The following is a 22,111-nucleotide window of genomic DNA, read 5'->3' as shown; positions in this document are numbered from 1 at the left end:
CTTGGCCCCAGTCTCAATGTAGCGAGCCTCCCAACCGGGAGCGCTCACTTGGTCCTTTTCATGACGGTATGCCTGCAAAGGCGCGCTGCAGCTTGATAGCCGGACCCCATCCCGACCCTCCCTCTGACAGGGAAGGCGGTTGACGTTTCATCTCCTTCCCTGCCAGGTGGGGTGGTTTGCTCCTCCTTCTTGAGAAGGGAGAAGCCGGGGTCTGGTATAAATCCGCTCCTAGCGAATGCCCCCAAAGCAGAGATATTTGGTTTCCAGATACTCTTCCAGCCCCTCGGCCGCCCCTTCGCGGCCCAGACCCGACTCCTTGATGCCGCCAAAGGGGGCCAGCTCGGTGGAGATGATCCCCTCGTTGATGCCCACCATGCCGTATTCGAGCTGCTCGGCTACCCGCCACACCCTGGCTATGTCGCGGCCATAGAAGTAGGCGGCCAGCCCGTAGGGGGTGTCATTGGCGATGGCGATGGCCTCGGCTTCGGTGTCAAAACGTACCAGCGGAGCGACCGGGCCGAAGATCTCCTCCTGCAAAATGGGGTTGGTTTTATCGACATTGCCCAAAATGGTGGGCTGGTAGAACAGCGGGCCGGCGGGATGCGGCTCGCCGCCCACCAGCACCTTGGCGCCGGCGGCTTCGGCCTGCTTGACCAGCTCGGCCACCTTGCTGGCCGCGGCGGGGTTGATCAGCGGGCCTATCTGGATGCCCTCGCTCATGCCATCCCCCACCTTGAAGCCCTGCACGGCGGCAGTCAGCTTCTCGGCGAAGGCGTCGTAGACACTGGCCTGCACCAGGATACGGTTGGCGCAGACGCAAGTCTGGCCCGCGTTGCGGTACTTGGAGGCGAGCGCCCCGGCGATGGCGGCGTCGAGATCGGCATCGTCAAACACGATGAAGGGGGCGTTGCCACCCAGCTCCAGCGACAGCTTCTTCATGGTGTCGGCGCACTGGCGCATCAGCAGCTTGCCGATGCGGGTCGAGCCGGTGAAGGAGAGCTTGCGCACTGCCTTGTTGTTGCACAGCTCGTTGCCCACCGCTGACGAGTGATGGGTGGTAACGATATTGATAACGCCAGCCGGTATGCCGGCCGCTTCCGCCAGCGCCGCCAGCGCCAGCGCACACAGCGGAGTCTCGGCGGCAGGTTTGATGACGATGGTGCAACCGGCTGCCAGCGCCGGGCCCGCCTTGCGAGTGATCATGGCGATGGGGAAGTTCCATGGCGTGATGGCGGCGACCACCCCCACCGGCTGCTTGATGGTGGCCAGACGCCTGTCGCTGGAAAAACCCGGAATGGTGCGGCCATAGGCGCGCTTGCCCTCTTCTGCGAACCACTGGATGAAGCTGGCGCCGTAGGCCACTTCCCCCTTGGCCTCGGCCAGCGGCTTGCCCTGCTCGCAGGTCATGATGCGAGCCAGCTCGTCCTGATTGGCCATGATGAGTTCAAACCAGGCGTAGAGTTTGTTGCTGCGCTCCTTGGCCGTGAGGGCGGCCCAGGGCGCTTGCGCCGCACTGGCGGCCTCGATGGCGCGGCGGGTGTCCACCTCGTCCATGTCGGGTACCTGGGTGATGATCTGGCCATTGGCCGGATTGAGTACCTCGAAGTGGCGTCCGCTATGCGCCTCGCACCAGCGACCATCTATATAGGCAAGGGACTTGATCAAGGAGAGAGCGGGTTGTGATGCTGACATAGAAGGAAGCCTCGATTGTGGGTCAGGGTGGCCAAGGGATCCTGTGCTGCCACCGTATAGAATAATAAGCACAGAAAGACCATAAATTGAGCTGAAATGTTTTTCAAGTGTTAAATATATTTGAGTAAACGGGGCGCTGCATGCTAGAAATGGAGCTGTCAGGGCGATTTTACCGGTTTTTGTGGGATTGAGTGTGCAAAATAATGAACGGCACGTGCCGTGCAGGATAACGAACAGGTCCGGTAATGTGACTCGCTATTTTAACCGGTTGCGCCCTCGAACCGATCCGCAAGCACACTCGACAGGCACACAAGCAGATAGTTACGCAAGCCGGCAGGCACACAAGGAGGTGGGCGATGCAGCAACCACAAGCAGAGGTAAAGCGGCAGACCATGACGGCTAACCCGCTGATGGACAAGAGTATGGGGGAGCGCCTCGCCGCCACACGCCGCCGTCTCGGGCTCTCCCAGCGACGGGTCGCCGAGCTGAGCGGGTTGACCCATGGCGCCATCTGCATGATAGAGCAGGACAAGGTGAGCCCGTCGGTGGCCTCCTTGCAGAAGCTGCTTAACGTCTATGAGCTGCCGCTGTCACGCTTCTTTGCCGAGGAGGAGGGGCGTGCGCCAAGCGTAGTGATCAAGGCCGAGCAGTTGATCGAGCTGGGCAGTCAGGGGGTTTCCATGAAGCTGGTGCACAACGGCAATAATCGTCGCCAGCTTGGCTTCATGCTGGAGACCTATGCCCCCGGCACCGACACTGGCGGTCAGGTCAAGCATCTGGGGGAGGAGGTCGGTACCGTGCTGGAAGGGTCTGTGATCCTGACGGTGGCCGGGCAGACCTATCCACTCAGCGCTGGGGACAGCTATGTGATCGACACAGGCGAGCCCCACAGTTTCAGCAATCCGTCGGGGCAGACTTGTCGCATCGTCAGCGCCCATACCCCGGCCAACTTCTAGTGTCGAGACTATGTCTCGTTTGGGAAAAGAACCGGTAAGGAAACAGGGATCATGACCGAGCATGTAAACAGTTACTACGCAGCCAGTGCCAATCACCACGCACCCTATCCGACATTGACCGAGCAGCTTGAGTGCGATGTCTGCATCATAGGGGCAGGTTACACCGGCCTTTCCAGTGCGCTGCATCTGGTGGAAAAGGGCTATTCGGTGGTGGTGCTGGAGGCGGCCCGGGTAGGCTTTGGCGCCAGCGGTCGCAACGGCGGCCAGATCGTCAACTCCTACAGCCGCGATATCGACACCATAGAAGCGAACTGCCCGCCGGATCAGGCAAAGCTGCTCGGCTCCATGTTGTTTGAAGGGGGGCAGATCATCCGCGAGCGGATCAAACGCTACAACATCCAGTGCGACCTGCAGGAGGGGGGCGTCTTTGCCGCCGAGACGGAGCGCCAGCTCCATGAGCTCAAGGCCCAGCAGGCCCGTTGGCAGAAGTGGGGCAACGACAAGCTGGAGCTGCTCGACGGGGACGGGATCCGCGAGGTGGTAGCGAGTGATCGCTACGTCGGCGGCCTGCTCGACAAGAGCGGCGGCCATATCCACCCCCTCAACCTGGCGCTGGGGGAGGCCGAAGCCATCCGCATGCAGGGGGGGAGGATTTTTGAGCAATCCGCCGTCACCAGCATTACCCCGGGCCAACCGGCACTGGTGAAGACCGCCAAGGGGGCGGTGAAGGCGCGCTTCGTGGTGGTGGCCGGCAACGCCTATCTTGGCAACCTGGTGCCCGAGCTCGCTGGCAAGAGCATGCCCTGCGGTACCCAGGTGATCGCCACCGAGGTACTGGGGGAGGAGCGCGCCCGCTCCCTCTTGCCGCAAAATTACTGCCTGGAAGATTGCAACTACCTGCTCGACTACTACCGCACCTCCGGCGATCACCGTCTGCTCTACGGCGGTGGCGTTGTGTATGGCGCGCGGGATCCGGCGGATATCGAACGGCTGATCATCCCCAAGATGCTCAAGACCTTCCCGCAGCTGGCAGGCGTCAAGGTGGAGTACACCTGGACCGGCAACTTCCTGCTGACCCTGTCTCGCCTGCCACAGTTTGGCCGCATCGGCCCCAACATCTATTACATGCAGGGTTACAGCGGCCATGGTGTCACCTGTACCCATCTGGCGGGCAAGCTGCTCTCCGAGGTATTGAGTGGTCAGGCAGAGCGCTTCGATGCCTTCGCCAAGCTGCCGCACTATCCCTTCCCCGGCGGCCGCCTGTTTCGTATCCCCTTTACCGCCGCCGGCGCCGCCTGGTATACCCTGCGCGACCGCTTGGGGGTGTAAGCGCCGCCGATTCAGCCCGCAAGTCGTTCACCTTGGCAGATGCCAGAAACAACAAGGCCACCGTTATGGTGGCCTTGTTGTTGACTGCAGTGACAGACCCCGCTGGCTAGGTAAGCCGAAGAGGCAGGCCGCAGCAGTTAAACGGACTCGATATAGTAGGCCTCAACGGTGCCTTTCAGGGTGATCAGGATTGGCTGACCGCGACGATCCAGCGCCTTGGGGGAGGGGATCTTCACCCAGCCTTCACTGATGCAATACTCCTCGACATCGGTGCGCTCTTTACCATTGAGTCGAATACCGATCGGGTGTTCGAAACAGGCTGCGACATGGTGCGGGCTGCGCGGGTTGCCCGCAAGGTGATCCGGCAGTGCCGGTTTGGTGTTGGTATCGCTCATCAATATGACCTGAAATGGGTAAAAAGTGCGTCATTGTAGAGAATGCCGTCATGGCATTCAAGGTGCTCATAAAGCCCACAAGCAGCACCCGCCACCCATTTTTGGGGCCTCATTATTGCTCGTTGGTGTTCAGGATGTTTATTGGTTTTTTCGGTCAGTGTCGGGCTTGGCTGACCGTTTGACATGACGGTGTGCAACATATTAACGGGACTGCGTTTCGCTTTGTTTTCTGAATGCACTGGGTGTCAGGCCCGTTAGGCGAGAAAATTCGCGATTAAAGTTGGATTTGGTCTGGAAGCCCGCATTCATCAATATCTGGGTGACGGTTTCATCTGTCGTCAGTAGCGCTTTTTTGGCATGCTCGATACGATATTCATTGATCACTCTGGATATGCTTTTTTTGTGTACCTGATTGACCGCCGTCGAGATCTGTTTGGCGGGAATGCCCAGCTTGCGCGACAGCATTGCCAATGTCAGATCCGGATCGAGATAGCTTGCTTTTTCTTGCATCAGCTTATCCAGCATGACGGTAATCTCGTTGGCACGCTCTTCTGTCAGCGATGGTTCCGCGCTTGGCACCTTGGATATATGTGGTTTCTCTGGTTTACCAACGTCATCAAATGATGGCGTATTGACACCCACCATGATCACGGCAAGTGCCAGTGCTGGCAGCAGTATCAAGTGACCTAGCGTTAGAATATAAAGGGAAAACTTGCCCTGATTAACCGCAAAGTCGATGGATATGGCGGTATCGATCACTGCAGAGAATAATAACATCCAACCCGCTGCATTTTCGGCCATTTTTACTCCTTCCCAATGACTTAATGAGACATGGATGAGGAGCGGCTCCTTCGCGGAATAACGTACCAGCGCAATACCATAAAACAGATAAATTGCAGTGAGGATCTCATCCAGAGGTAGCGCAAAAAAGGAGTGAGTAAAGAGGCTGATCGCCACCAATATAGGTCCGATGGCATGTTTATAAGCAATTCTGCCTGTGTCGGTGCTGGCACGGGTAAAGATGTGCCAGGCCGCGACCGGGATGAGTGATGCAAGTATTGGCTGGGCAAAACTGAAGAGAGCAATATCGAAAGTCCAGCGAAGCCCTACAAGTCCGGTGGTTGCCGCACAGAGCGCCAAAAACAGGCAAGCCGTTTTTGCTTGCTCGGCCAATCGCACATACAGGGTCACCGCCAGCAAGGCCAGCATTAGAGAGACAACGAAGGGTACGGGAATTGCGAGCATAACTGATCCAGATCCCAGCCATGGTAGTGAAAAGATAACGTCATGCCAGCATAACGGTTCGCATCCACGTAAAGAAGAATGTCACGGACAAAGACAGGTTTTAGCACGTCCTAAAACCGGTTTCAGGACGTCTCACGCCGCGTTCGCCACCAAGATGGGTGACCAAATAACGCTGGAGATATCCTGAATGTTCTCTTTTTATTTACTTGCGTGGCGCCGTTACTTTGATTTTTCCGGTTTCTCCTCCAGAAAGGAGTTCTGGATGTTCATGTGGGTGCATTTGTTGGTCACTCTTATGTGTATCGCACTGGATGTGCGTCTGGATGATATGACCTGGCTGGATATGGGCTATGGCGTGGCAAGTGCCATTCCCGTGGTTGCACTTGTCGTCCGCCGTCTGCACGATATTGATCGTTCGGGATGGTGGGGCTGTGTCTTTTTTGTCCCTGTCATCGGCCCCTTTGTGTTGATCTATTTTCTCTCGCAGCAAGGCGATTCATACGCTCAATCAGCGAGGAGGACATAATGAAACATTATCTATGGTTGATCATGTTGGCGTGTCCGGTCCTGCTCGCCGAGACTGTTGATATTCATGATTTCCCCAAGGGGGCGCTGGGTATATTGTCGGTAGAGCGTTTGACTCAGGGAAGTCTTTTATGGATGCAGGGGCGAGTTGGTGAAGGGAGCTATACCACAGCTGATAGCGAAGGTCGCCACTGTACAGTCAAGGTACCGGTTGTGGTTGGGCGGGTAGTAAATACCGGGCTGGGAATAGATTCAGTGACGGGACTGTCGATCATTGTGATGAATCAACAGCTAAGTGACGCCTTGCTCAAGGGCGAGCGTATTAATAGTAACGAATGGCATTTTGCCGGGGTGGCAGAACAGTTGTCAGCAGATGGCTACATAGTAAAAGGCATTGAGGCAGATGAAGGGTTTGTTCTAAATTCAAAACGGCGCTGGATTTCCTGGCTGCTGGATGACAAACCCGCATTGAACTGCCGCTAATTGAATATAAAAAACACCGCCAGCTGGCGGTGTTTTGATATGTCGGCTTATTGGGCCAGTGATTTCAGTTGCTGCTTGTCCGGCGGGTTATTCCAGTCGATGGGGCCGTGGGTGAAGCGATACTGCAGGCGGGGCAGGCTGGTTTCCAGCCACTCTTCCCGAAAATAGGCGTAGCCCTGATCCCAGTCGGGATCGTTTGCCCAGCCGCTTTGCAGGAAGTAGAGGCGAGTACCCTGACCTTCAGGCACAAAACGCAGGCTGACCTGAGTTTTTTGCAGACGAATATGGGGCAGGGAGGGCGGAAAGTTCCAGCTGAAGCTGAGCAGGTCGTGGGGCATGACGGCCATCACCCGACAGCCTTCGCTACCACGTTCACCCAGCGGGGCATCGGGCCTGAAATAGATCTCGAAGGGACCATTCGGTTCGGGCACCATCAGACATTCCGGCGCCAGGAAGCTGCGCAGGCCGCTCTCGGTTGTCCAGGCACGCCAGACATCGTCGATATGGGCCGGAACAAAGATGTTGCCTTCTATCTGCTTGTTATCCATAAATCAGCGAGCCTCAAACCATCCATACATGGGACTCAGGCAGTATAGCCCCATGGGCGATAAAATGGACAGAGGTGTGTCACACCCGTGCCATCGGTCGGCCGTTATCCTAACCATGATATTTGACACTGTGTGGCGATCCATCCGACAGTGTTGCCAAGTGATAACAGTGACGAAGGAAGGCCTGATGATCAGAGTCATGCGAGAGACGGATATTCCCCAATTGGCGCAGCTGTACCTGAAGGGGCGGCGTCAGACCTTTCACTGGGTCGACCCTTCCCACTTTCGGCTTGAGGATTTCGACGAGCATACCCGGGGCGAGCAGCTCTGGGTGGCTGAACAGGGTGGCACCCCTTGCGGGTTTGTTTCCATCTGGGGGGATGAGAGCTTCGTGCATCATCTCTACGTGTCGGCCGACTGGCATGGTCAGGGGCTGGGGCGGGCACTGCTGACCCAGGGGTTGGCGGCTTGTCGGAAGCCGGCCTCACTCAAGGTGGCGACCCACAATACCTCTGCTCTGGCCTTTTATCATCGCCTCGGCTGGCAGAATACGGAGGAAACGGGTCACTGCGAGATCACAGGCCCCTGGCGTCGCTTGATCCTCAAATAACATGATGTGAAGCGCGAGGGTGAGAATATAGGGATGGCAGGCATGGGGCGCTATGGGGCAGTAATATATAGCGCCATTCGTCTACCTTGAGCCTCGTCTGAGTGGTACAGGTTTTAACCACAATGGCCAATTGTGAAAATAGCTGACATAAGTGTGATGAGAAATATGCCAGGGTGTGTCCGTCTATTTGTCAGGCACGCCGGGGAGAATTGTGTGGTGAGCGATCACGGCGGTTGCGACAATGAGCAACGAGTGAATAAAGTCGCTGGCATATTCAGCCAATCGTTTTTGTTAAGAAAGTGACAGGAACTATAAAAACAGTATGTTGTTATCAAACAGGCATGCTATTCTCAAGCTGTGTTATCCCTGTGACAAACAAAAATAATTTTGTGAGGAAGTAATGAACGAATTTCTGAAAGTTCTGCTGAACATTCGCAGCCTGCGTGCTGCCATCCGTGAATTGCCGTTTGAACAGCTGCAAGAAGCGAAAGAAAAGTTTGAGCTGGTATATAACGAGCGCGCCGAGTCTGTTGAGCAAGAGCGTGCCGAGCAGGAAGAGCGTCAGCGCAAGCTGAGCGAGTTCACCGAAATGCTGCAGCAAGCTGGTATTGATCCCCGTGAGCTGATCAACAGTGCCGCTGCCCCAGCTGCCACTGCTGGCGCCGCCAAGAGCAAGCGCGCACCGCGTCCTGCCAAGTACAAGTATCAGGAAGATGGCCAGGAGAAGACCTGGACCGGCCAGGGCCGTATGCCGAAAGCCATTGCCGAGCAAGTTGCGCTGGGCAAGAATCTGAATGATTTCCTGATCTGATCCACCGGATCGATCATGAATGATGCCGCCCGCGAGGCGGCATTATTATTTGTATTCACCGAAGTATTCTCCTGTCAATTCCCTCCTTACTTTGTGCCGTCCCTGTTTGTCGCCGTGCGACAGCATACTGTCAGCCGTGATGTTTGCCTTTCTTATTGGCCGATTAATTGTCATGTGTGCATCGGCTTGTGGTTTCCCCATCTTGTATTGCCAGCAGTTCACCGACGGCCAATGAGAGACGAGTCACTGGACTCATACAGCCCATTGTATATTCGCCTCCATCATTCCCCAGAAAACTAGGGGGCATTAAGCTGCCCGCAAGCAAGCTACGATTCTTTTTACTCATCGAAGGGCTTTTTCCATTAACTGGCATGCTTTTCAGTTTTATCTGACATGGTGTAAAGGGGAGCCGGTATGCCGGTTGTTGGTCGTCGAGTGACGAATGAAGAGAGGTAGCGCGGATATTTTCTTTATCCCATCCAAAGCCCGCACCCTATGGTCTTTATCCTGAACGGATAAGTCTGGACCATTTTATTTGGCGACCTGGCTGACTAAATGGTAATGACGGGACTTGCAGATAATAAGGCTCCCGCTGGGGGAGCCTTCTCTTGTTCAGCTGGCCAACTGGGTATCCCAGTGTACCGTTCCGGGCTGGCGTCGGGTTCTGCTCTGGCGACGTAACTCGACAGCCTCGGCCAGCATGGCGAGCAGGGTCTGGGTATCGTCCCAGCACAGGCAGGCGTCGGTGACTGACTGGCCATAGGCGAGTTCGTTCAATGGTGCAGGCTTCTGGCTGCCCCCTTGCAAGAAGCTCTCGACCATGACTGCGGCGATGGCGTCGCTGCCTTCCCCCAGCTGACGGCAGAGCTCACCTGCCACCCGGATCTGATTTTTGTGCAGTTTCTGGCTGTTGCCGTGGCTGCAATCCACCATCAGGCGGTGGCTGAGCCCCTGCCGCGTCAGGCGTTCGGCGGCATCCTCCACGTCGCTCTGGTGATAATTGGGGCGGGTGCCGCCACGCAATATGATGTGACCTGCGGGATTGCCTTCGCTCTTGATCACCACAATGCCGCCCTGACTGCCCGGCGCTGTGAACAGATGGGAGGCTTCACTGGCCTGAATGGCATCGATGGCGACCCGGATATTGCCGTCCGTGCCGTTCTTGAAGCCGACAGGGCAGGGCAGCGCCGAGGCCAGCTGACGGTGCACCTGGGATTCGGTGGTGCGGGCGCCTATCGCCCCCCAGCTGATGAGGTCGGCAAGATAGAGGAAGCTGGTGGTATCGAGAAACTCGGTGGCGGTGGCCAATCCCAGACGGTTGATGTCGAGCAGCAGCTGACGTGCCAGCTGCAGGCCGTGACCTATGTCGTTGCTGCCATCCAGATGGGGGTCGAATACCAGCCCCTTCCAGCCCACTGTGGTGCGTGGCTTCTCGAAATAGGTGCGCATTACTATCTGCAACCTGTCTTGATAGGCGTCGGCCAGCCGTACCAGTCGCTGTGCGTAATCGAGGGCGGCGAGGGGATCGTGGATGGAGCAGGGACCTATCACCACCAGCAGGCGATCGTCTTCTCCTGTCAGGATCTGGCGAACCTGCTGGCGATGGTGATCGATCTGCGCTGCAACCTCGCTGGGACAGGGATGAAGTGCCAACAGGTCGGCAGGAGTGGGAAGAGCCTCCACCGCGAAGGCGCGCATTACTGAGTTCAAAACTGCCATCTGGATTACCTTGCTGTGCAAACGGGAGTGAATGACGTGCGCTCCACATCCAAACCCGGGGCATGGAGAGAGGCTGCAATGGGGCGTCATCACTGTTCATTGTTGAGAGTGATTATCATTATCTGGTTGTTTGCATCAAATCAAGCACAACCGCTCGGATCACCACAATGGGGGGCAAGGAGCAAATCAGGGGAGTGCAGATAGCAATCAAGCCCATGACCGGCAGGCCATGAGCTTGATATTCCAAGGAAAAAATGGGCAGATCAGCTGTCCATCACATCGTGACGGGCGTGGTGATAGGCCTCTTCATCCTTGCCGTAGCGCCAGTAGGGGACTGCGTAGACCCGAGTGCGATCCACCTCCAGGGTGCGTCTGACGTGACGGCGCAATGGCACCACCAACCCCTCTTCACCGCCGAACCAGAAGTAGCTCGCCTGCTCCTGCATCGGCAGGGCGGTGAAATACGCCACCAGTGGTTCAGTCTGCTCGGGGGTGCCGATAAACCAGCGCAAGGTCACGCCAGCGGGTAGCGACAGATCCTGCACATCTTCCTGATAGGGTACCAGCAGGGCGATATGGCCCTGGGTGTCGGCGGGCATTACCTCGGCCATGGCACTGATGGCGGGCAGGGAGGTGAGGTCACCCACCATGTAGTAGTGCTGGGCGGGCTGCAGCATGGGATCCGGGCCACCCGGGCCCGAGATGGCAAGCAGATCGCCGGGTTTGACCTGCATGGCAAAGCGGCTGGCGGGGCCGGCATCGCCGTGCAGCGCGAAGTCGATGTCCAGCTCCAGTGCCTCGCGACGAAATGCCCGTATGGTGAAGGTGCGCATGATGGGGCGCTGGCTCGGGTCTTCCCAGCGCGGCCCTTGCGGGGTGGGCGTGGGCAGTACGGCGTGGGGCTGGCCCGGCTGTGGCAGCATGATCTTGATATGGGCGCCGCCGCAGGTGAAGGGGTAGTCAGCGAGTTCCGGGCTGGTCAGGCAGACTCGGCGCAGGTGCGGGCTCACATCCCGGACGTGTTTGACCGTGAGCAGACGAGGACGATTGACCGGGGCGGGCTGAGACATATGGATACTCCTGACTGATAATGGCGCCCATTTTTCATTAAATGAAAACTATTATCAATTGCTTTGTGTGACAGGCAATCAGGAAGGGGACATCAAGAGGAGAAAAAGCACCGCCTCTCATGGCATGAGAGGCGGTGTCGAGCGCGCTGCCTTAGCTGTGATCACTGCCCCCCAGCGCCTTGTAGATCCTGGCCATGGTATTGAGCTGCTCCTTTTGCTGGCTTAGCAAGGAAAGCTCGGCCTCCCACAGGCGGTTCTGCTCATCCAGCCAGGGTTGTACCCCGGTGGCACCGGCCTGGAAGCGAGCCCGGGCAAGCCGTTCTGCCTCTTTGGCAAACGTCAGCTGCTCGGCCAGATAGTTCAGGCGCTGCTCGCCGTGATGGCGGGCGGCCAGGCCGTCTTCCACCTCGACCAGAGCGGTATAAAGCTGCTTGCGAAATTCGGTTTCGGCAATCTGGTAATCAAGCTCTGAGCTCGCAATGGAGATCCGGGTCTTGTTGTATTCGAGGAAAGGCAGCGCCAGGCTGGCACCCAGAGTGCCCACCGGATTTTGCAATACCTGGGTCAGGGTGTCCGAGGTGCTGCTGGCACCTCCGGTGAGACTCAATGAGGGATAAAAACCGGTGCGGATCTCATCCCCTTTTGCCAGTGTCTTGCGCAGGCGCAACTCGGCGGCGCGCACGTCGGGGCGCCGTGCCAGCACATCCGCTGGAATGCCGACCGCCAGTGATGGCACCGGGGTCGTCGTCAGCGCGTTCGGGGCAAATTCCAGCGGTCCGCTGCTGCGCCCAAGCAAGAGGCGCAGCCCGTTGCGGGCCTGTTCCTGCTGCATCAAGAGCGAAGTGAGCTCAGCTTGTTTGTTGGCCTTCTGCTGGCTGGCCTGCACCAAATCGAGCCGGGTGACGGCGCCGGCCTGGTACTTGGCCTGGGTCAGCTGTTCGGCGCGGGTGTAGTTTGCCAGTTGCCGCTCGCCCAGACTGACAGCCGAGCCGAGATAGGCCAGCTGCCAGTACTGCTCCAGCGCCTTGCCGATCAGCATCAGACGGGTGGCTGCCAGATCCTGGGCGGAAGCCTGGGCTTCCCAGCTCGCCTGATCCCGCGCCGAGGCGAGCCTGCCCCAGAGATCCACCTCGTAGCTGAGGGTCAGGGTGGGGCCCATGCTGCTGCTGGCCTTGCCACTTTTCAGATCCTTGGTGCCATTGCCCCCGAGACTGGCATTGACCGAGGGGGTCAGGTTGGTATCGGCATAATCTGCGCCCAGCAGTGCGCTTCTGAGCCTCAGTCCGGCGACCTGCATGTCCGGGTTGGCGGCCAGCACGGCCTCCACCAGCTGATCCAGCGCCGGATCATGGAACCCTTGCCACCAGAAGCCGGCCTGTTGATGGGTGAGGCCGTCATCCGGCTGTTGCCAGCTCGGAGCCAGTACCAAGTCTTGTCTGTGATAGGTGCTCTGCTGGCTGCAGGCGCTCACGCCAGCAGCAAGGGCCAGGCAGAGCGCCAGTTTTGATAAGTTGTACATCGTCATTCCCTCGCCAGCGCCTCGACCGGATCGAGCCGGGCGGCATTGCGGGCGGGCAGGTAACCAAACAGGATCCCGATGAGCGAGGAGCAACCAAACGCCATCAGGATGGAAAAGAGCGAGAACTGCATCTGAATACTCTCCACGAACAGGGAGAAGAGCAGGCCTATGAACAGGGAGACGCCGACCCCGAGCATGCCCCCGAGCAGGCTGACCATCACGGCCTCGATCAGAAACTGCTGCAAAATGTCGGACTGGCGAGCGCCGACCGCGATGCGGATCCCGATTTCGCGGGTACGCTCCACCACTGAGACCAGCATGATGTTCATCACCCCGACCCCGCCGACGATGAGGGAGATCACCGCGATGGCGGAGACCAGCAGCGTCATGGTGGCAGTGGTCTTCTCCACAGATTTGATGATGCTGTCGCTGCTGAAGGTGAAGAAGTCCTTCACTCCGTGGCGCTGGGTCAGCAGCTCGATGGCAGCCTGTTCGGCAAGGGCGGGTTGCACCCCGTCCTTGACCCGAATGGTGAGCTGGCTGAAGTGGTTCTGGGAGATGAGGCGGCTCATCACGGCGCTGTAGGGCAGCCAGACGTTCACTGACTGGCTGCTGCGGCTAAACCCCGTCTCCTCTTCCACCACACCAATGATGCGCACCGGCAGGGTCCCTACCAGCACCACCTGGCCGACCGGATCTTCCTTGCCGAGCAGGCTCTCTATGGTCTTGCCATCCACAACGGCCACCGCGGCACGGTTCTGGATGTCGCGCTCGTCAAACAGGCGGCCACTGGTGAGCTTCATCCCCTTGACCCGGAAGAAGTCGCTGCCGACTCCCACTATGCTGCCACTACTGGTTTTGTTGCGATAACGCAGCTGACCCGACGAGGCAATTTGGGGGCTGGCCCCTTCCAGATAAGGCTGGCCGAGCAGCGCATCGAGATCCCGCTTGTTGAGGGTCTGGATGCTGGCGGCCTTCTCGTCCCCCCAATCTTTGCCCGGGAATATGTCGATGGTGTTGGTGCCCATGGCGTTGATCTGGTCGACCACCTTGGCACGGGCCCCCTGACCGAGCGCGACCACGCTCACCACGGCGGCTATGCCTATGATGATGCCGAGCATGGTGAGGAAGGTGCGCATCCGGTGTGCCAGCATGGCGTGCAGCGCCATGCGTCCCGCCTCGCGATAGCGATCCCAGTCGTTGCCGCTCGCCCTGGCGGCGGGGGAGGCGGCCGGTAGGCCGGCTGTGGTCGTAGCCGGTTTGCCGCTGTCTTCCAGCACCCGGCCATCGCGCAGCGTGATGATGCGATCCGCGTGGCTGGCCACTGCCATGTCGTGGGTCACCAGAATAATGGTGTGGCCCTGAGCGTGCAGCTCCTTGAGAATGGCCATCACTTCCTTGCCGCTCTGGCTGTCGAGGGCACCCGTGGGTTCGTCCGCCAGGATCACTTCGCCGCCATTGGCCAGCGCCCGGGCGATGCTGACCCTCTGCTGTTGACCGCCGGAGAGCTGCCCCGGGGTGTGATGGCTGCGATCACTCAAGCCCAGCCTTGCCAATAGGGCTTGGGAGCGTGCCTGCCGATCGTGGCGGGAGGTGCCGGCATAGACGGCCGGGATCTCCACGTTGGCGGCGGCGTTGAGGTGTGGCAGCAGATGGTAGCGTTGAAAGATGAAGCCAAAGTGGTGGCAGCGCAACCGGGCCAGGGAGAGGGCATCCAGAGTGGCGGTGTCCTGCCCCCGAAACAGATACTGGCCCGCGCTTGGGCGATCCAAGCAGCCTAGCAGATTCATCAGGGTGGATTTGCCGGAGCCGGAGGCGCCGACGATGGCGATCATCTCACCCGCTTCAATGGTCAGATCCAGCGGATGCAGGACGGTAACCTCCTGCTCTCCGCTCTGGTAGCGTCGCTCTATCCCTTTGAGCTGGATCAGTGGCTCACTCACAACATCATCTCCACATCGGGGCCGTTGACGGGAGCACTTTGACCCAGCTTGACCTTGTCCTGCTCGGTGAGGCCGCTGACTACCTCGACCTTGATGTCATCTTTCATGCCGGTCTTGATGCGGCGTGTCTCTTTCTGATCGTCATCCTTGATCAGGGTGACTTCGTACTCGTTCTCCCCCAGCTTCTTGCCAAGGGCCGTCTGTGGAATGGTCAGCACCTGCTTGCGCTCACCGAGCACTATGGTGACTTGCGTGGTCATGGCGACCCGCAGGGTGTGATCCGGATTGGGTACGTCGAACAGGGCGTAGTAATAGACGGCGGCATTGCTGGTGGCCGTGGTGCTGGTGGCCTGCTCGTTGATGTTGGTGGGGGCCAGTTCGACCGTGCGCAGGGTGCCGTGATAACGGGTATCCGCATCTCCCATCAAGGTGAAATAGACCGGCATGCCTGCCTTGACCCGGGTGACATCCGCCTCAGAGATCTGTGCCTTGACCGTCATTGTCTCCAGATTGGCGAGCTTGAGCAGGGTGGGCACAGTCTGGCTGGCGGCCAGGGTCTGGCCCTGGCGGGTCACTATGCTGACGACTGTGCCATCCATGGGGGCCAGAATGCGGTTATAGCCCAGCTCCGTCTTGGTGCGATCCACCTTGATCAGCGCATTCTCGATCTCGGCCTGGGCGCTCTGCAGCTCGGCCCGGGTGACCGCCAACTGGGCTTCGGCGCTCTCCAGATCGGCGCGGGAGCTGGCTTCCTGCTTGAACATCTGTTGCTGACGGCGCCAGGCCAGCTCGTTTTGCTTGAGCTGTGCCTGTTTGATCTTGAGCTGGGCACGGCGGCTGGCAAGATCCGCCTCGGCGGTCTTGAGGTTGTTCTGGGCGATCAGGGGATCTATCTCGGCCAGCAGGTCACCCTGCTTGACGCTCTGCCCCGCCTCGACGGCCAGATAGGTCACCTGACCCGAGACCTGGGCACCCACATCCACCTGCTCTATGGCCTGCAAGACGCCGCTGGCCAGCACTGTCTGCTCCACATCCTGGCGGGTCACTGGCGCGCTCAGCACCGGGTCCGGGGTCGTATTTGGCCAGGCCAGCCAGGTGATGGCGGCCAGGGGGATGAGTGCGAGCAGGGCAAATTTTCTCTGCTTGGGAGTTATGTTCATTTATCACCTGAATGAAACGTGCGAAGGCATGCAAGGGCAATATCCTGCAGCAAACGAGGCTTAAAAAACAGCGATGAATATGTAAGGAAACATGTAGACAGGCTTGTCAATAGTGAGGCTGCCAGCGGGCTTGGCAGAGGTGGCGGCAATGAGCAAGTCGCGTGGCGAACGGGAAAAGTGCGGGTGTTGACGGCAACAAGAGGGGATAGGGGGAGATGAGGCGCCCACCACTTGAGTGGGCGCCTTGCAGGTTAGCTGACGGCTTTGAGCTGCTCTACGTAGGGTTCGTGGCAGATCTGGATATCGATCGGCAGCTTGTAGATAAGCAGACGGGCCAGGGATCCTTCCATCCAGTGATGGCGGCTGCCCACCAGCAGCAGATCCGTCGGGTGTGAAGCCAGCCAGTGCTTCAGGTCCGACACAACGTCATCGACCACCAGGCACTGATAATCCACTGGATGCTGCAAGGTGGTGATGAGTTCACTGATGATGGCCTTGGCATCCAATGTGCCCTGGGCACTGCGCTCTTCTTCGGACAGCGACAGGCTTTCGCGGCGCACCTTGCTGCTATGAGTCAGGTGCAGCAGGGTCAGCTCAGTGCCCATGCCCTGTGCCAACCGGCTTGCTTTGGCCAGCGTCTCCTGCTCGTAATCCTTGCCTTCCAGCAAGAGCACAATATGGGTTGAGGTCATAAGCAGTTCTCCTTGGCATGACGCGGGTCACCAGAGACACCAAGTGTGTCTCTTACCACTGTGTTCCCGCTATATATGGTATGGCGCTAACATGTCCTGGTTGTCTGGCGTCACCCTCTGTCGGTGATGCATAGTAAAACCATGTTCGTTTACATCAGCATAACAGACCGAGTTGAATGGAGAATGAAGGGATCCCGGATATTTGACGGTTAGCGGGGGAATTGCGGATAAAAATGGTATTTTTTTAGCATGTTTGCATGGTCAGCAAGCGCTGCATATCTGAATCATGCTGCCTGGTCTCTACCTGAGTATCACGTGACGCCGTGAGCACGAACAAGCAGGATGAGGGAAGTTGACGACAGGGCGTACAGAAAAAGTCGCATGCCGACCGAGGTGGCGTGTCAAAGCCATGGGGTAGAAAGAGAGGGCAGAGAACCCGGCGTGTACCGCTTCCCTGCCACTTGGCATCACACCGGGTCTGTTGACAGATAGTGGGCCAGCCAGGGCAGACCCTCCTTCTTGCGGCTGACGGCACCGGCCAGATGGATGGGTTGCTCGGGCAAGATGCCGTTGCTGGCGAAATAGAGCAGGCTGTTCCCCTTGGCGAGATCGGTCAGCATCAACACATAGGCATCCAGCTTGTCCTGTTCCAGCCGGGCCTGCATGGCCTGAACCAGCTCTGCTTGCCGTGACTGAAGCTGTGCCGGATCCATCACGCATACCTGGCTGACAGAGAGTGTGTAACCGGCAATCTGGTACGCCTTCTCATCGGCGATGAGCAGCTCGGCCAGGGGAGCATCACCTAACTGGGTGCGGCGTTCCAGCAGGGTCTGCGCGAAGGGCTCCAGCGCCAGATCGGCCAGGGGCAGCAGCGCATTGACGGCTGCGCGATCACGGGGTGTGGTCGTCGGCGAGGTGAGGCTGAAGGTGTCGCTGATGATGGCGCCCAGCAGCAGGCGAGCCTGGGAACGGGAGAGGTTGTCATAGCCCATCAGCTCAAGCAGCACAGTTGCACTGCAACCCACAGCACGGATCCAGGCATCGAGGGGGCCCCGAGTCACAAGAGTGCCAATCCTGTGGTGATCGATCAGCCCCTGCACGTCCGCTTCGGCAAGGCCCTCTGGCCCTTGCTCCAGCTCGCTGAAATCGACCAGAAACACAGATTTGTTGGCCACGCTCCCCTGCAGCAGGGGCGGGGCATCGACCCCGGCGGTTTCCAGAATGAAGCGGGTCTCGGCGATGGGGTCACCCAGTGCATAGGCCTGGGCCGGTCTGCCCTGGCCATTGAGCCAGTCGGCGGTGACCAGAGCGGTGCAGATGCTGTCGCTATCAGGGTTCTTGTGACCAAACACGTGGAGCATAAAGACATTCCTGAAGTTGGAGGCGCCTGGTCGACCGCGCAAGGACGCTGGCCGGACAAGGGGGCAGATAAAACAGGTGAAGGCGCACGGGTTTTTGCTCCCGACCTGGTCTCACTCTATGCGTCGGTGCTGGCCATGGCAACCTGGATGACTCGCACCGTCAGATAGCCATATTCAGATAGCTATATAAAGAAGGGGAACCTCACACCCGCAGGTGTGAGGCTCCCCTGTTACTGGCCGTGTTGGGCGTTCCTTCTCAGGAGGCAAGCAGCTCGCGGGCGTTGGCCAGGGTATTGTCGGTGATATGATCGCCTCCCAGCAGACGAGCCAGTTCCTTGAGGCGAGCGCCCTGATCCAGTGCCTGCATCTGGGTTTCCGTTGTCTTGCCGTCGGTGTGCTTGCTCACCACCATGTGCTGGTGGCCCTTGCCTGCTACCTGGGGCAGGTGAGTGACCACCATGACCTGTGTGGATTCACCGAGCTGGCGCAGCAAACGACCCACTACGGCGGCAGTGGGGCCACTGATCCCCACGTCCACCTCATCGAAAATCAGGGTCGGGGTCGAAACCTTGCGGGCACTGATCACGACGATGGCGAGGCTGATCCGCGACAGTTCACCGCCCGAGGCCACCTTGCCCAGCGGCTGGATTGGTTGCCCCGGGTTGGTGGTGACCATAAATTCCACCCGATCGATGCCGAGCGGCGACAGGCTGCTCTGGGCATCCGGCCGCACCTCGATGGCGAAGCGGCCGTCCGGCATCGCCAGCTCGTGCATGCTGGCGGTCACCTTGGTGCCGAGCTCCTCGGCGTAACGCTGACGGCTCTGGCTCAGTGCCTCTGCGGCCTGTACGAAGGCAAGGCGGGCCTCGGCCAGTTCATCTTCCATGCCTTCCAGGCGCTCTTCATCAGAGTTGAGTCGGGCGAGATCACTGGCCAGATCCTGATGATGCAGGGCCAGCTCGGCCGGTTTGACATGGTGCTTGCGGGCCAGATTGATGGCTTTGGAGAGGCGAGCCTCCAGCTCGGTGAAGCGCTCCGGGTCCAGCTCAAGCCGATCCAGATAGCTGCGCAGCTCGCTGTGGCTCTCCTGCACGCCTATCATCGCCTCGTTAAGCATCTCCAGCACAGGGCTGAGGCGGCTGTCCATGCCCACCAGACTCTCGGCTTTGTCGACGGCGACCTGCAACAGGCCGGCGATGGTGGTCTCTTCGTTGTCATAGAGCAGATCGAGACAGGCGCCGCACTCCTGCATCAGTTCGGTGCCGTTGGCCAACCGCTGATGCTCCTCTTCAATGGCCTCGAATTCCCCCGGTTGCAAGGCAAATTCGTCCAGCTCCTGCACCTGATATTCGATGAGCTGACGGCGGGCTTCCCGCTGTTGCTGTTCGGCCTTGAGGCGATTGAGCTCGTTTTGCAGCTGACGCCAGAGCTGATAGTGCTGGCGCACTTCTTCCAGCAGCAGGTGATGGCCGGCATAGCCATCCAGCAAGCTGAGCTGGTAGTCGGGTTTGAGCAGGAGCTGGTGGGCGTGCTGGCCGTGGACGTTGACCAGCAGTTGACCGAGGTTTTTGAGCTGAGTCAGGGGGACGGGCACGCCGTTGATGTAGCTGCGTGAGCGCCCTTCGGCAGAGAGAACCCGCCGTACTATGCATTCACCTTCGTTTTCCAGCTCGTTGGCGGCGAGCCAAGCGCGGGCGGCGGGGTTGCCGTCCAGCAGGAAACGGGCGCTGACCTCTGTCTTGTCGCTATCGGGGCGCACCATGCTGGCCTCTGCCCGCTCACCCAGACAGAGGCCGAGTGCGTCTATGGCGATGGATTTACCGGCACCCGTCTCACCCGTGATGCAGGTCATGCCCGGTTGCAGATCGAGTTCGAGAAACTTGACGATAGCGAAGTTGTTGACGGTCAGCTGGGTCAGCATGGTCTCATCCTGTATGGGCCAACATTACTGTGTATGCATCCAGTATATACTGGTTTTCCATACAGTAAAGAGTCGACCCGCAACAGGATGGACAAGGACGGGTTGAAAGCGGCTTAGAACAGCTTGCTGCCCCAGCCGAGCTTGTTGCGCAGCACGTGGAAGTAGCTGTAATCGAGCGGATGCACCAGGTGCAGCTTGTGCTTGCTCTTCTTGATGAGGATCTCGTCCCCCGGGTGCACCGCCAGTGTCACCTGACCGTCGCAGCTCACCTGCATGGCATCATCCTGATTGTCCGGTGAGACCAGCAGGCGCACCTCGCTGTCCGCATCCAGCACTATGGGGCGGCTGCTCAGGGTGTGCGGGAACATGGGCACCAGCGTGATGGCGTTGAGCTTGGGAGTGAGGATGGCGCCGCCCGCCGATAGCGAATAGGCGGTGGAGCCGGTCGGGGTGGCGACTATGATGCCGTCCGAGCGCTGGCTGTACATAAAGCTGCCATCGATATAGACCTCGAACTCGATCATGTGGGCTATCTTGCCCGGGTGCAGCACGGCTTCGTTCACCGCCAGGTTGCTCGATTTGCGCTCCCCGTGACGATAGACGGCGGCTTCCAGCAAGAAGCGGTGTTCACTCTTGTAGTGGCCGGAAAGCACCTGTTCCAGCGGCAGCAGATAATCCTGCGGCGACAGGTCGGTCAAAAAGCCGAGATTGCCCCGGTTGACCCCGATCACAGCCACATCGAACCGTGACAGCACCCGGGCCGCTCCCAGCATGTTACCGTCCCCGCCGACGACGATGGCCAAGTCCGCCTGCTCACCGAGCTGGACCAGATCCATCACGTTTTCATCCATGATGCCGAGGGTGTGGGCGACCCGGCTTTCGACCAGCACCTTGAAACCACGGGTAGTGAGATACTGATGCAAGCCGGTCAGGGTCTGGTTGGCCCCTTCGTGGTGGGGTTTGCCAATCAGGGCAATGGTTTTGAACGGAGAATCCATAGTCTGTCGGGTCTGGGATGAGTATTGGGGGGAGTATACCCCGCTTTGTGGGGGATTTGTCTGCTGCCAGCGTTCTGCTCGCACCATCGTACCGGGAAAAGTGGCAATTTGCCTGTCGGTGCGGCTCATTGGCGACGATAGCGCCCTTTTCCCCTTGAAAGCCGAGGCTGCGTCCCCATAATAGCGCCATTACAGGGTCTGTTGCCGACTTGTCGCGCACCCGAACGTCAGCAGACCCTCATAAGCAACCCTGAAATTGGAGATGTCATGAACCACGAAGAACAAAAGGTTGAAACGATGGAGCAAGTGGAAGCCCAGCCAGTCGAGCCGACCGATGTAGACAGTGAAGTGACAGCCGAGCAGGCCCGCATTGCCGAGCTGGAGGCCCAACTGGACGCCGCCCGGCAGGCGTCCAATGAAGAGCGCGAGCGTGCCATTCGTGCCGTCGCCGAGATGGAAAACCTGCGTCGCCGCGCCGCCCAGGACGTGGAAAAGGCCCACAAGTTTGCGCTGGAGAAATTTGCCGCCGAACTGTTGCCGGTACTGGACAACCTGGAGCGCGCCATCGAGCTGGCCGACAAGGAGAGCGAAGAGCTCAAGCCGATGATCGAAGGGGTCGAGCTGACCCTGAAATCGATGCAAAGCGGCGTGGCCAAGTTTGGTCTGAATCCGCTTGATCCGCTCAATCAGCCGTTTGATCCCAATGCCCATCAGGCGATGAGCATGATCGAAAATGGCGAGCTGGCACCGAACACTGTCATCGCCGTGATGCAGAAGGGCTACGAGCTCAACGGCCGGGTGATCCGTCCGGCCATGGTGATGGTCTCCAAGGCGCCAGCCTGATTGCCATCGCTGTGCTGAGCCCGCCGCTCGGCGGGCTTTTTATTGGTTGCGGCGCCAACTGCTTATTTTTGGCGTCATTTGGCAAGCATTCTTCCGTAAACAAGGCAAGAATGTGCGGTTTTTTGAGGGCAGGGCTTGAAGCGTCAACTTGAGACCCCATATAGGTTCCAAGGCCACGGCGGCACAAAAAATTTGATGCCGGGAGCTTGAAAGCCACATTGGCAGCCCCCACCTAGCCGTTAACGCATTAAGGCGAGTTCCTCGCCAGTTTATTCAAAGTATTTGGAGATT

At 58.8% G+C, this 22,111-nt stretch carries 20 protein-coding genes; 7 read left to right on the top strand and 13 right to left on the bottom strand.

Features of this window, described 5'->3' with window-relative positions; translation table 11 throughout:
* Window positions 1-228 precede the first annotated feature (228 nt).
* Complete coding sequence (locus GWQ27_RS11160; RefSeq protein WP_275907368.1) at window positions 229-1,692, bottom strand: NAD-dependent succinate-semialdehyde dehydrogenase; 1,464 nt, start codon at window positions 1,690-1,692, stop codon at window positions 229-231.
* Window positions 1,693-2,048: 356 nt separating this feature from the next.
* Here GWQ27_RS11160 and puuR point away from each other — a divergent pair, with 356 nt between their 5' ends.
* Entirely contained in the window at window positions 2,049-2,648 is a 600-nt protein-coding gene (puuR, locus tag GWQ27_RS11155) for an HTH-type transcriptional regulator PuuR (RefSeq protein ID WP_275907367.1), read from the top strand.
* A 51-nt stretch (window positions 2,649-2,699) separates the two neighbouring features.
* A complete protein-coding gene (locus GWQ27_RS11150) occupies window positions 2,700-3,977 on the top strand; it encodes an FAD-binding oxidoreductase (RefSeq protein WP_021138071.1) in 1,278 nt (425 codons plus the stop codon).
* Between the two features lie 137 nt (window positions 3,978-4,114).
* Here the strand turns inward: GWQ27_RS11150 and GWQ27_RS11145 are convergent, their stop codons facing one another.
* Both GWQ27_RS11145 and GWQ27_RS11140 read right to left on the bottom strand, forming a co-directional pair.
* Window positions 4,115-4,372 carry a DUF3297 family protein gene (locus GWQ27_RS11145; protein WP_005312504.1) on the bottom strand — a complete coding sequence of 86 codons (258 nt, stop codon included), beginning with the start codon at window positions 4,370-4,372 and terminating at the stop codon, window positions 4,115-4,117.
* A 201-nt stretch (window positions 4,373-4,573) separates the two neighbouring features.
* Window positions 4,574-5,617 (bottom strand): AraC family transcriptional regulator, encoded by a 1,044-nt coding sequence (locus GWQ27_RS11140; protein WP_275907366.1) that lies wholly within the window; start codon window positions 5,615-5,617, stop codon window positions 4,574-4,576.
* A 187-nt stretch (window positions 5,618-5,804) separates the two neighbouring features.
* Between GWQ27_RS11140 and GWQ27_RS11135 the strand changes: the two genes are divergently transcribed.
* Window positions 5,805-6,143, top strand: coding sequence for a DUF805 domain-containing protein (locus GWQ27_RS11135; RefSeq protein WP_059112899.1), 339 nt, complete (start codon window positions 5,805-5,807; stop codon window positions 6,141-6,143).
* Entirely contained in the window at window positions 6,143-6,625 is a 483-nt protein-coding gene (locus tag GWQ27_RS11130) for a hypothetical protein (protein WP_059112900.1), read from the top strand. The genes GWQ27_RS11135 and GWQ27_RS11130 overlap by 1 nt, the downstream gene beginning before the upstream one ends.
* A gap of 47 nt (window positions 6,626-6,672) precedes the next feature.
* Here the strand turns inward: GWQ27_RS11130 and GWQ27_RS11125 are convergent, their stop codons facing one another.
* Entirely contained in the window at window positions 6,673-7,173 is a 501-nt protein-coding gene (locus GWQ27_RS11125) for an SRPBCC domain-containing protein (RefSeq protein ID WP_021138069.1), read from the bottom strand.
* Window positions 7,174-7,360: 187 nt separating this feature from the next.
* Between GWQ27_RS11125 and GWQ27_RS11120 the strand changes: the two genes are divergently transcribed.
* Window positions 7,361-7,783 (top strand): GNAT family N-acetyltransferase, encoded by a 423-nt coding sequence (locus GWQ27_RS11120; protein WP_021138068.1) that lies wholly within the window; start codon window positions 7,361-7,363, stop codon window positions 7,781-7,783.
* A gap of 400 nt (window positions 7,784-8,183) precedes the next feature.
* Entirely contained in the window at window positions 8,184-8,594 is a 411-nt protein-coding gene (locus GWQ27_RS11115; protein ID WP_099992207.1) for an H-NS family nucleoid-associated regulatory protein, read from the top strand.
* 612 nt (window positions 8,595-9,206) lie between these two features.
* Here the strand turns inward: GWQ27_RS11115 and GWQ27_RS11110 are convergent.
* The 9 genes from GWQ27_RS11110 to nadK all read right to left on the bottom strand — a co-directional run bounded on the left by GWQ27_RS11110 (window position 9,207) and on the right by nadK (window position 20,977).
* On the bottom strand, window positions 9,207-10,313 hold the full coding sequence (locus GWQ27_RS11110) for a 3-deoxy-7-phosphoheptulonate synthase (RefSeq protein ID WP_265421283.1): 1,107 nt from the start codon (window positions 10,311-10,313) through the stop codon (window positions 9,207-9,209).
* Window positions 10,314-10,576: 263 nt separating this feature from the next.
* Entirely contained in the window at window positions 10,577-11,383 is an 807-nt protein-coding gene (locus GWQ27_RS11105) for a siderophore-interacting protein (protein ID WP_275907365.1), read from the bottom strand.
* 151 nt (window positions 11,384-11,534) lie between these two features.
* Window positions 11,535-12,908 (bottom strand): efflux transporter outer membrane subunit, encoded by a 1,374-nt coding sequence (locus GWQ27_RS11100; protein ID WP_275907364.1) that lies wholly within the window; start codon window positions 12,906-12,908, stop codon window positions 11,535-11,537.
* Window positions 12,905-14,845, bottom strand: a complete 1,941-nt coding sequence (locus GWQ27_RS11095) for a MacB family efflux pump subunit (protein ID WP_265462186.1) — start codon at window positions 14,843-14,845, stop codon at window positions 12,905-12,907. Before GWQ27_RS11095 ends, GWQ27_RS11100 begins: the two co-directional genes overlap by 4 nt.
* Window positions 14,842-16,005, bottom strand: a complete 1,164-nt coding sequence (locus GWQ27_RS11090) for an efflux RND transporter periplasmic adaptor subunit (protein WP_011898958.1) — start codon at window positions 16,003-16,005, stop codon at window positions 14,842-14,844. The genes GWQ27_RS11095 and GWQ27_RS11090 overlap by 4 nt, the downstream gene beginning before the upstream one ends.
* A gap of 251 nt (window positions 16,006-16,256) precedes the next feature.
* Window positions 16,257-16,697, bottom strand: coding sequence for a universal stress protein (locus GWQ27_RS11085; RefSeq protein ID WP_005312572.1), 441 nt, complete (start codon window positions 16,695-16,697; stop codon window positions 16,257-16,259).
* Window positions 16,698-17,164: 467 nt separating this feature from the next.
* A complete protein-coding gene (locus GWQ27_RS11080) occupies window positions 17,165-18,058 on the bottom strand; it encodes a DHHA2 domain-containing protein (protein WP_275907363.1) in 894 nt (297 codons plus the stop codon).
* A 256-nt stretch (window positions 18,059-18,314) separates the two neighbouring features.
* Complete coding sequence (recN, locus tag GWQ27_RS11075; protein WP_005312579.1) at window positions 18,315-19,979, bottom strand: DNA repair protein RecN; 1,665 nt, start codon at window positions 19,977-19,979, stop codon at window positions 18,315-18,317.
* 113 nt (window positions 19,980-20,092) lie between these two features.
* Window positions 20,093-20,977, bottom strand: a complete 885-nt coding sequence (nadK, locus tag GWQ27_RS11070; protein WP_005312583.1) for an NAD(+) kinase — start codon at window positions 20,975-20,977, stop codon at window positions 20,093-20,095.
* Window positions 20,978-21,244: 267 nt separating this feature from the next.
* Here nadK and grpE point away from each other — a divergent pair, with 267 nt between their 5' ends.
* On the top strand, window positions 21,245-21,820 hold the full coding sequence (gene grpE, locus GWQ27_RS11065) for a nucleotide exchange factor GrpE (protein ID WP_275907362.1): 576 nt from the start codon (window positions 21,245-21,247) through the stop codon (window positions 21,818-21,820).
* Window positions 21,821-22,111: the final 291 nt, after the last annotated feature.

The sequence above is a fragment of the Aeromonas sp. 5HA1 genome, from assembly GCF_029237245.1.
Lineage (GTDB): Bacteria > Pseudomonadota > Gammaproteobacteria > Enterobacterales > Aeromonadaceae > Aeromonas > Aeromonas salmonicida.
This window is presented reverse-complemented; position numbering and strand designations above follow the sequence as displayed.

What these genes read in the sequence shown, in the direction of transcription:
- GWQ27_RS11160 (WP_275907368.1), bottom strand. Translation starts at nt 1,692, where the DNA reads ATGTCAGCATCACAACCCGCTCTCTCCTTGATCAAGTCCCTTGCCTAT.
- puuR (WP_275907367.1), top strand. Translation starts at nt 2,049, where the DNA reads ATGCAGCAACCACAAGCAGAGGTAAAGCGGCAGACCATGACGGCTAAC.
- GWQ27_RS11150 (WP_021138071.1), top strand. Translation starts at nt 2,700, where the DNA reads ATGACCGAGCATGTAAACAGTTACTACGCAGCCAGTGCCAATCACCAC.
- GWQ27_RS11145 (WP_005312504.1), bottom strand. Translation starts at nt 4,372, where the DNA reads ATGAGCGATACCAACACCAAACCGGCACTGCCGGATCACCTTGCGGGC.
- GWQ27_RS11140 (WP_275907366.1), bottom strand. Translation starts at nt 5,617, where the DNA reads ATGCTCGCAATTCCCGTACCCTTCGTTGTCTCTCTAATGCTGGCCTTG.
- GWQ27_RS11135 (WP_059112899.1), top strand. Translation starts at nt 5,805, where the DNA reads ATGTTCTCTTTTTATTTACTTGCGTGGCGCCGTTACTTTGATTTTTCC.
- GWQ27_RS11130 (WP_059112900.1), top strand. Translation starts at nt 6,143, where the DNA reads ATGAAACATTATCTATGGTTGATCATGTTGGCGTGTCCGGTCCTGCTC.
- GWQ27_RS11125 (WP_021138069.1), bottom strand. Translation starts at nt 7,173, where the DNA reads ATGGATAACAAGCAGATAGAAGGCAACATCTTTGTTCCGGCCCATATC.
- GWQ27_RS11120 (WP_021138068.1), top strand. Translation starts at nt 7,361, where the DNA reads ATGATCAGAGTCATGCGAGAGACGGATATTCCCCAATTGGCGCAGCTG.
- GWQ27_RS11115 (WP_099992207.1), top strand. Translation starts at nt 8,184, where the DNA reads ATGAACGAATTTCTGAAAGTTCTGCTGAACATTCGCAGCCTGCGTGCT.
- GWQ27_RS11110 (WP_265421283.1), bottom strand. Translation starts at nt 10,313, where the DNA reads ATGGCAGTTTTGAACTCAGTAATGCGCGCCTTCGCGGTGGAGGCTCTT.
- GWQ27_RS11105 (WP_275907365.1), bottom strand. Translation starts at nt 11,383, where the DNA reads ATGTCTCAGCCCGCCCCGGTCAATCGTCCTCGTCTGCTCACGGTCAAA.
- GWQ27_RS11100 (WP_275907364.1), bottom strand. Translation starts at nt 12,908, where the DNA reads ATGACGATGTACAACTTATCAAAACTGGCGCTCTGCCTGGCCCTTGCT.
- GWQ27_RS11090 (WP_011898958.1), bottom strand. Translation starts at nt 16,005, where the DNA reads ATGAACATAACTCCCAAGCAGAGAAAATTTGCCCTGCTCGCACTCATC.
- GWQ27_RS11085 (WP_005312572.1), bottom strand. Translation starts at nt 16,697, where the DNA reads ATGACCTCAACCCATATTGTGCTCTTGCTGGAAGGCAAGGATTACGAG.
- GWQ27_RS11080 (WP_275907363.1), bottom strand. Translation starts at nt 18,058, where the DNA reads ATGCTCCACGTGTTTGGTCACAAGAACCCTGATAGCGACAGCATCTGC.
- recN (WP_005312579.1), bottom strand. Translation starts at nt 19,979, where the DNA reads ATGCTGACCCAGCTGACCGTCAACAACTTCGCTATCGTCAAGTTTCTC.
- nadK (WP_005312583.1), bottom strand. Translation starts at nt 20,977, where the DNA reads ATGGATTCTCCGTTCAAAACCATTGCCCTGATTGGCAAACCCCACCAC.
- grpE (WP_275907362.1), top strand. Translation starts at nt 21,245, where the DNA reads ATGAACCACGAAGAACAAAAGGTTGAAACGATGGAGCAAGTGGAAGCC.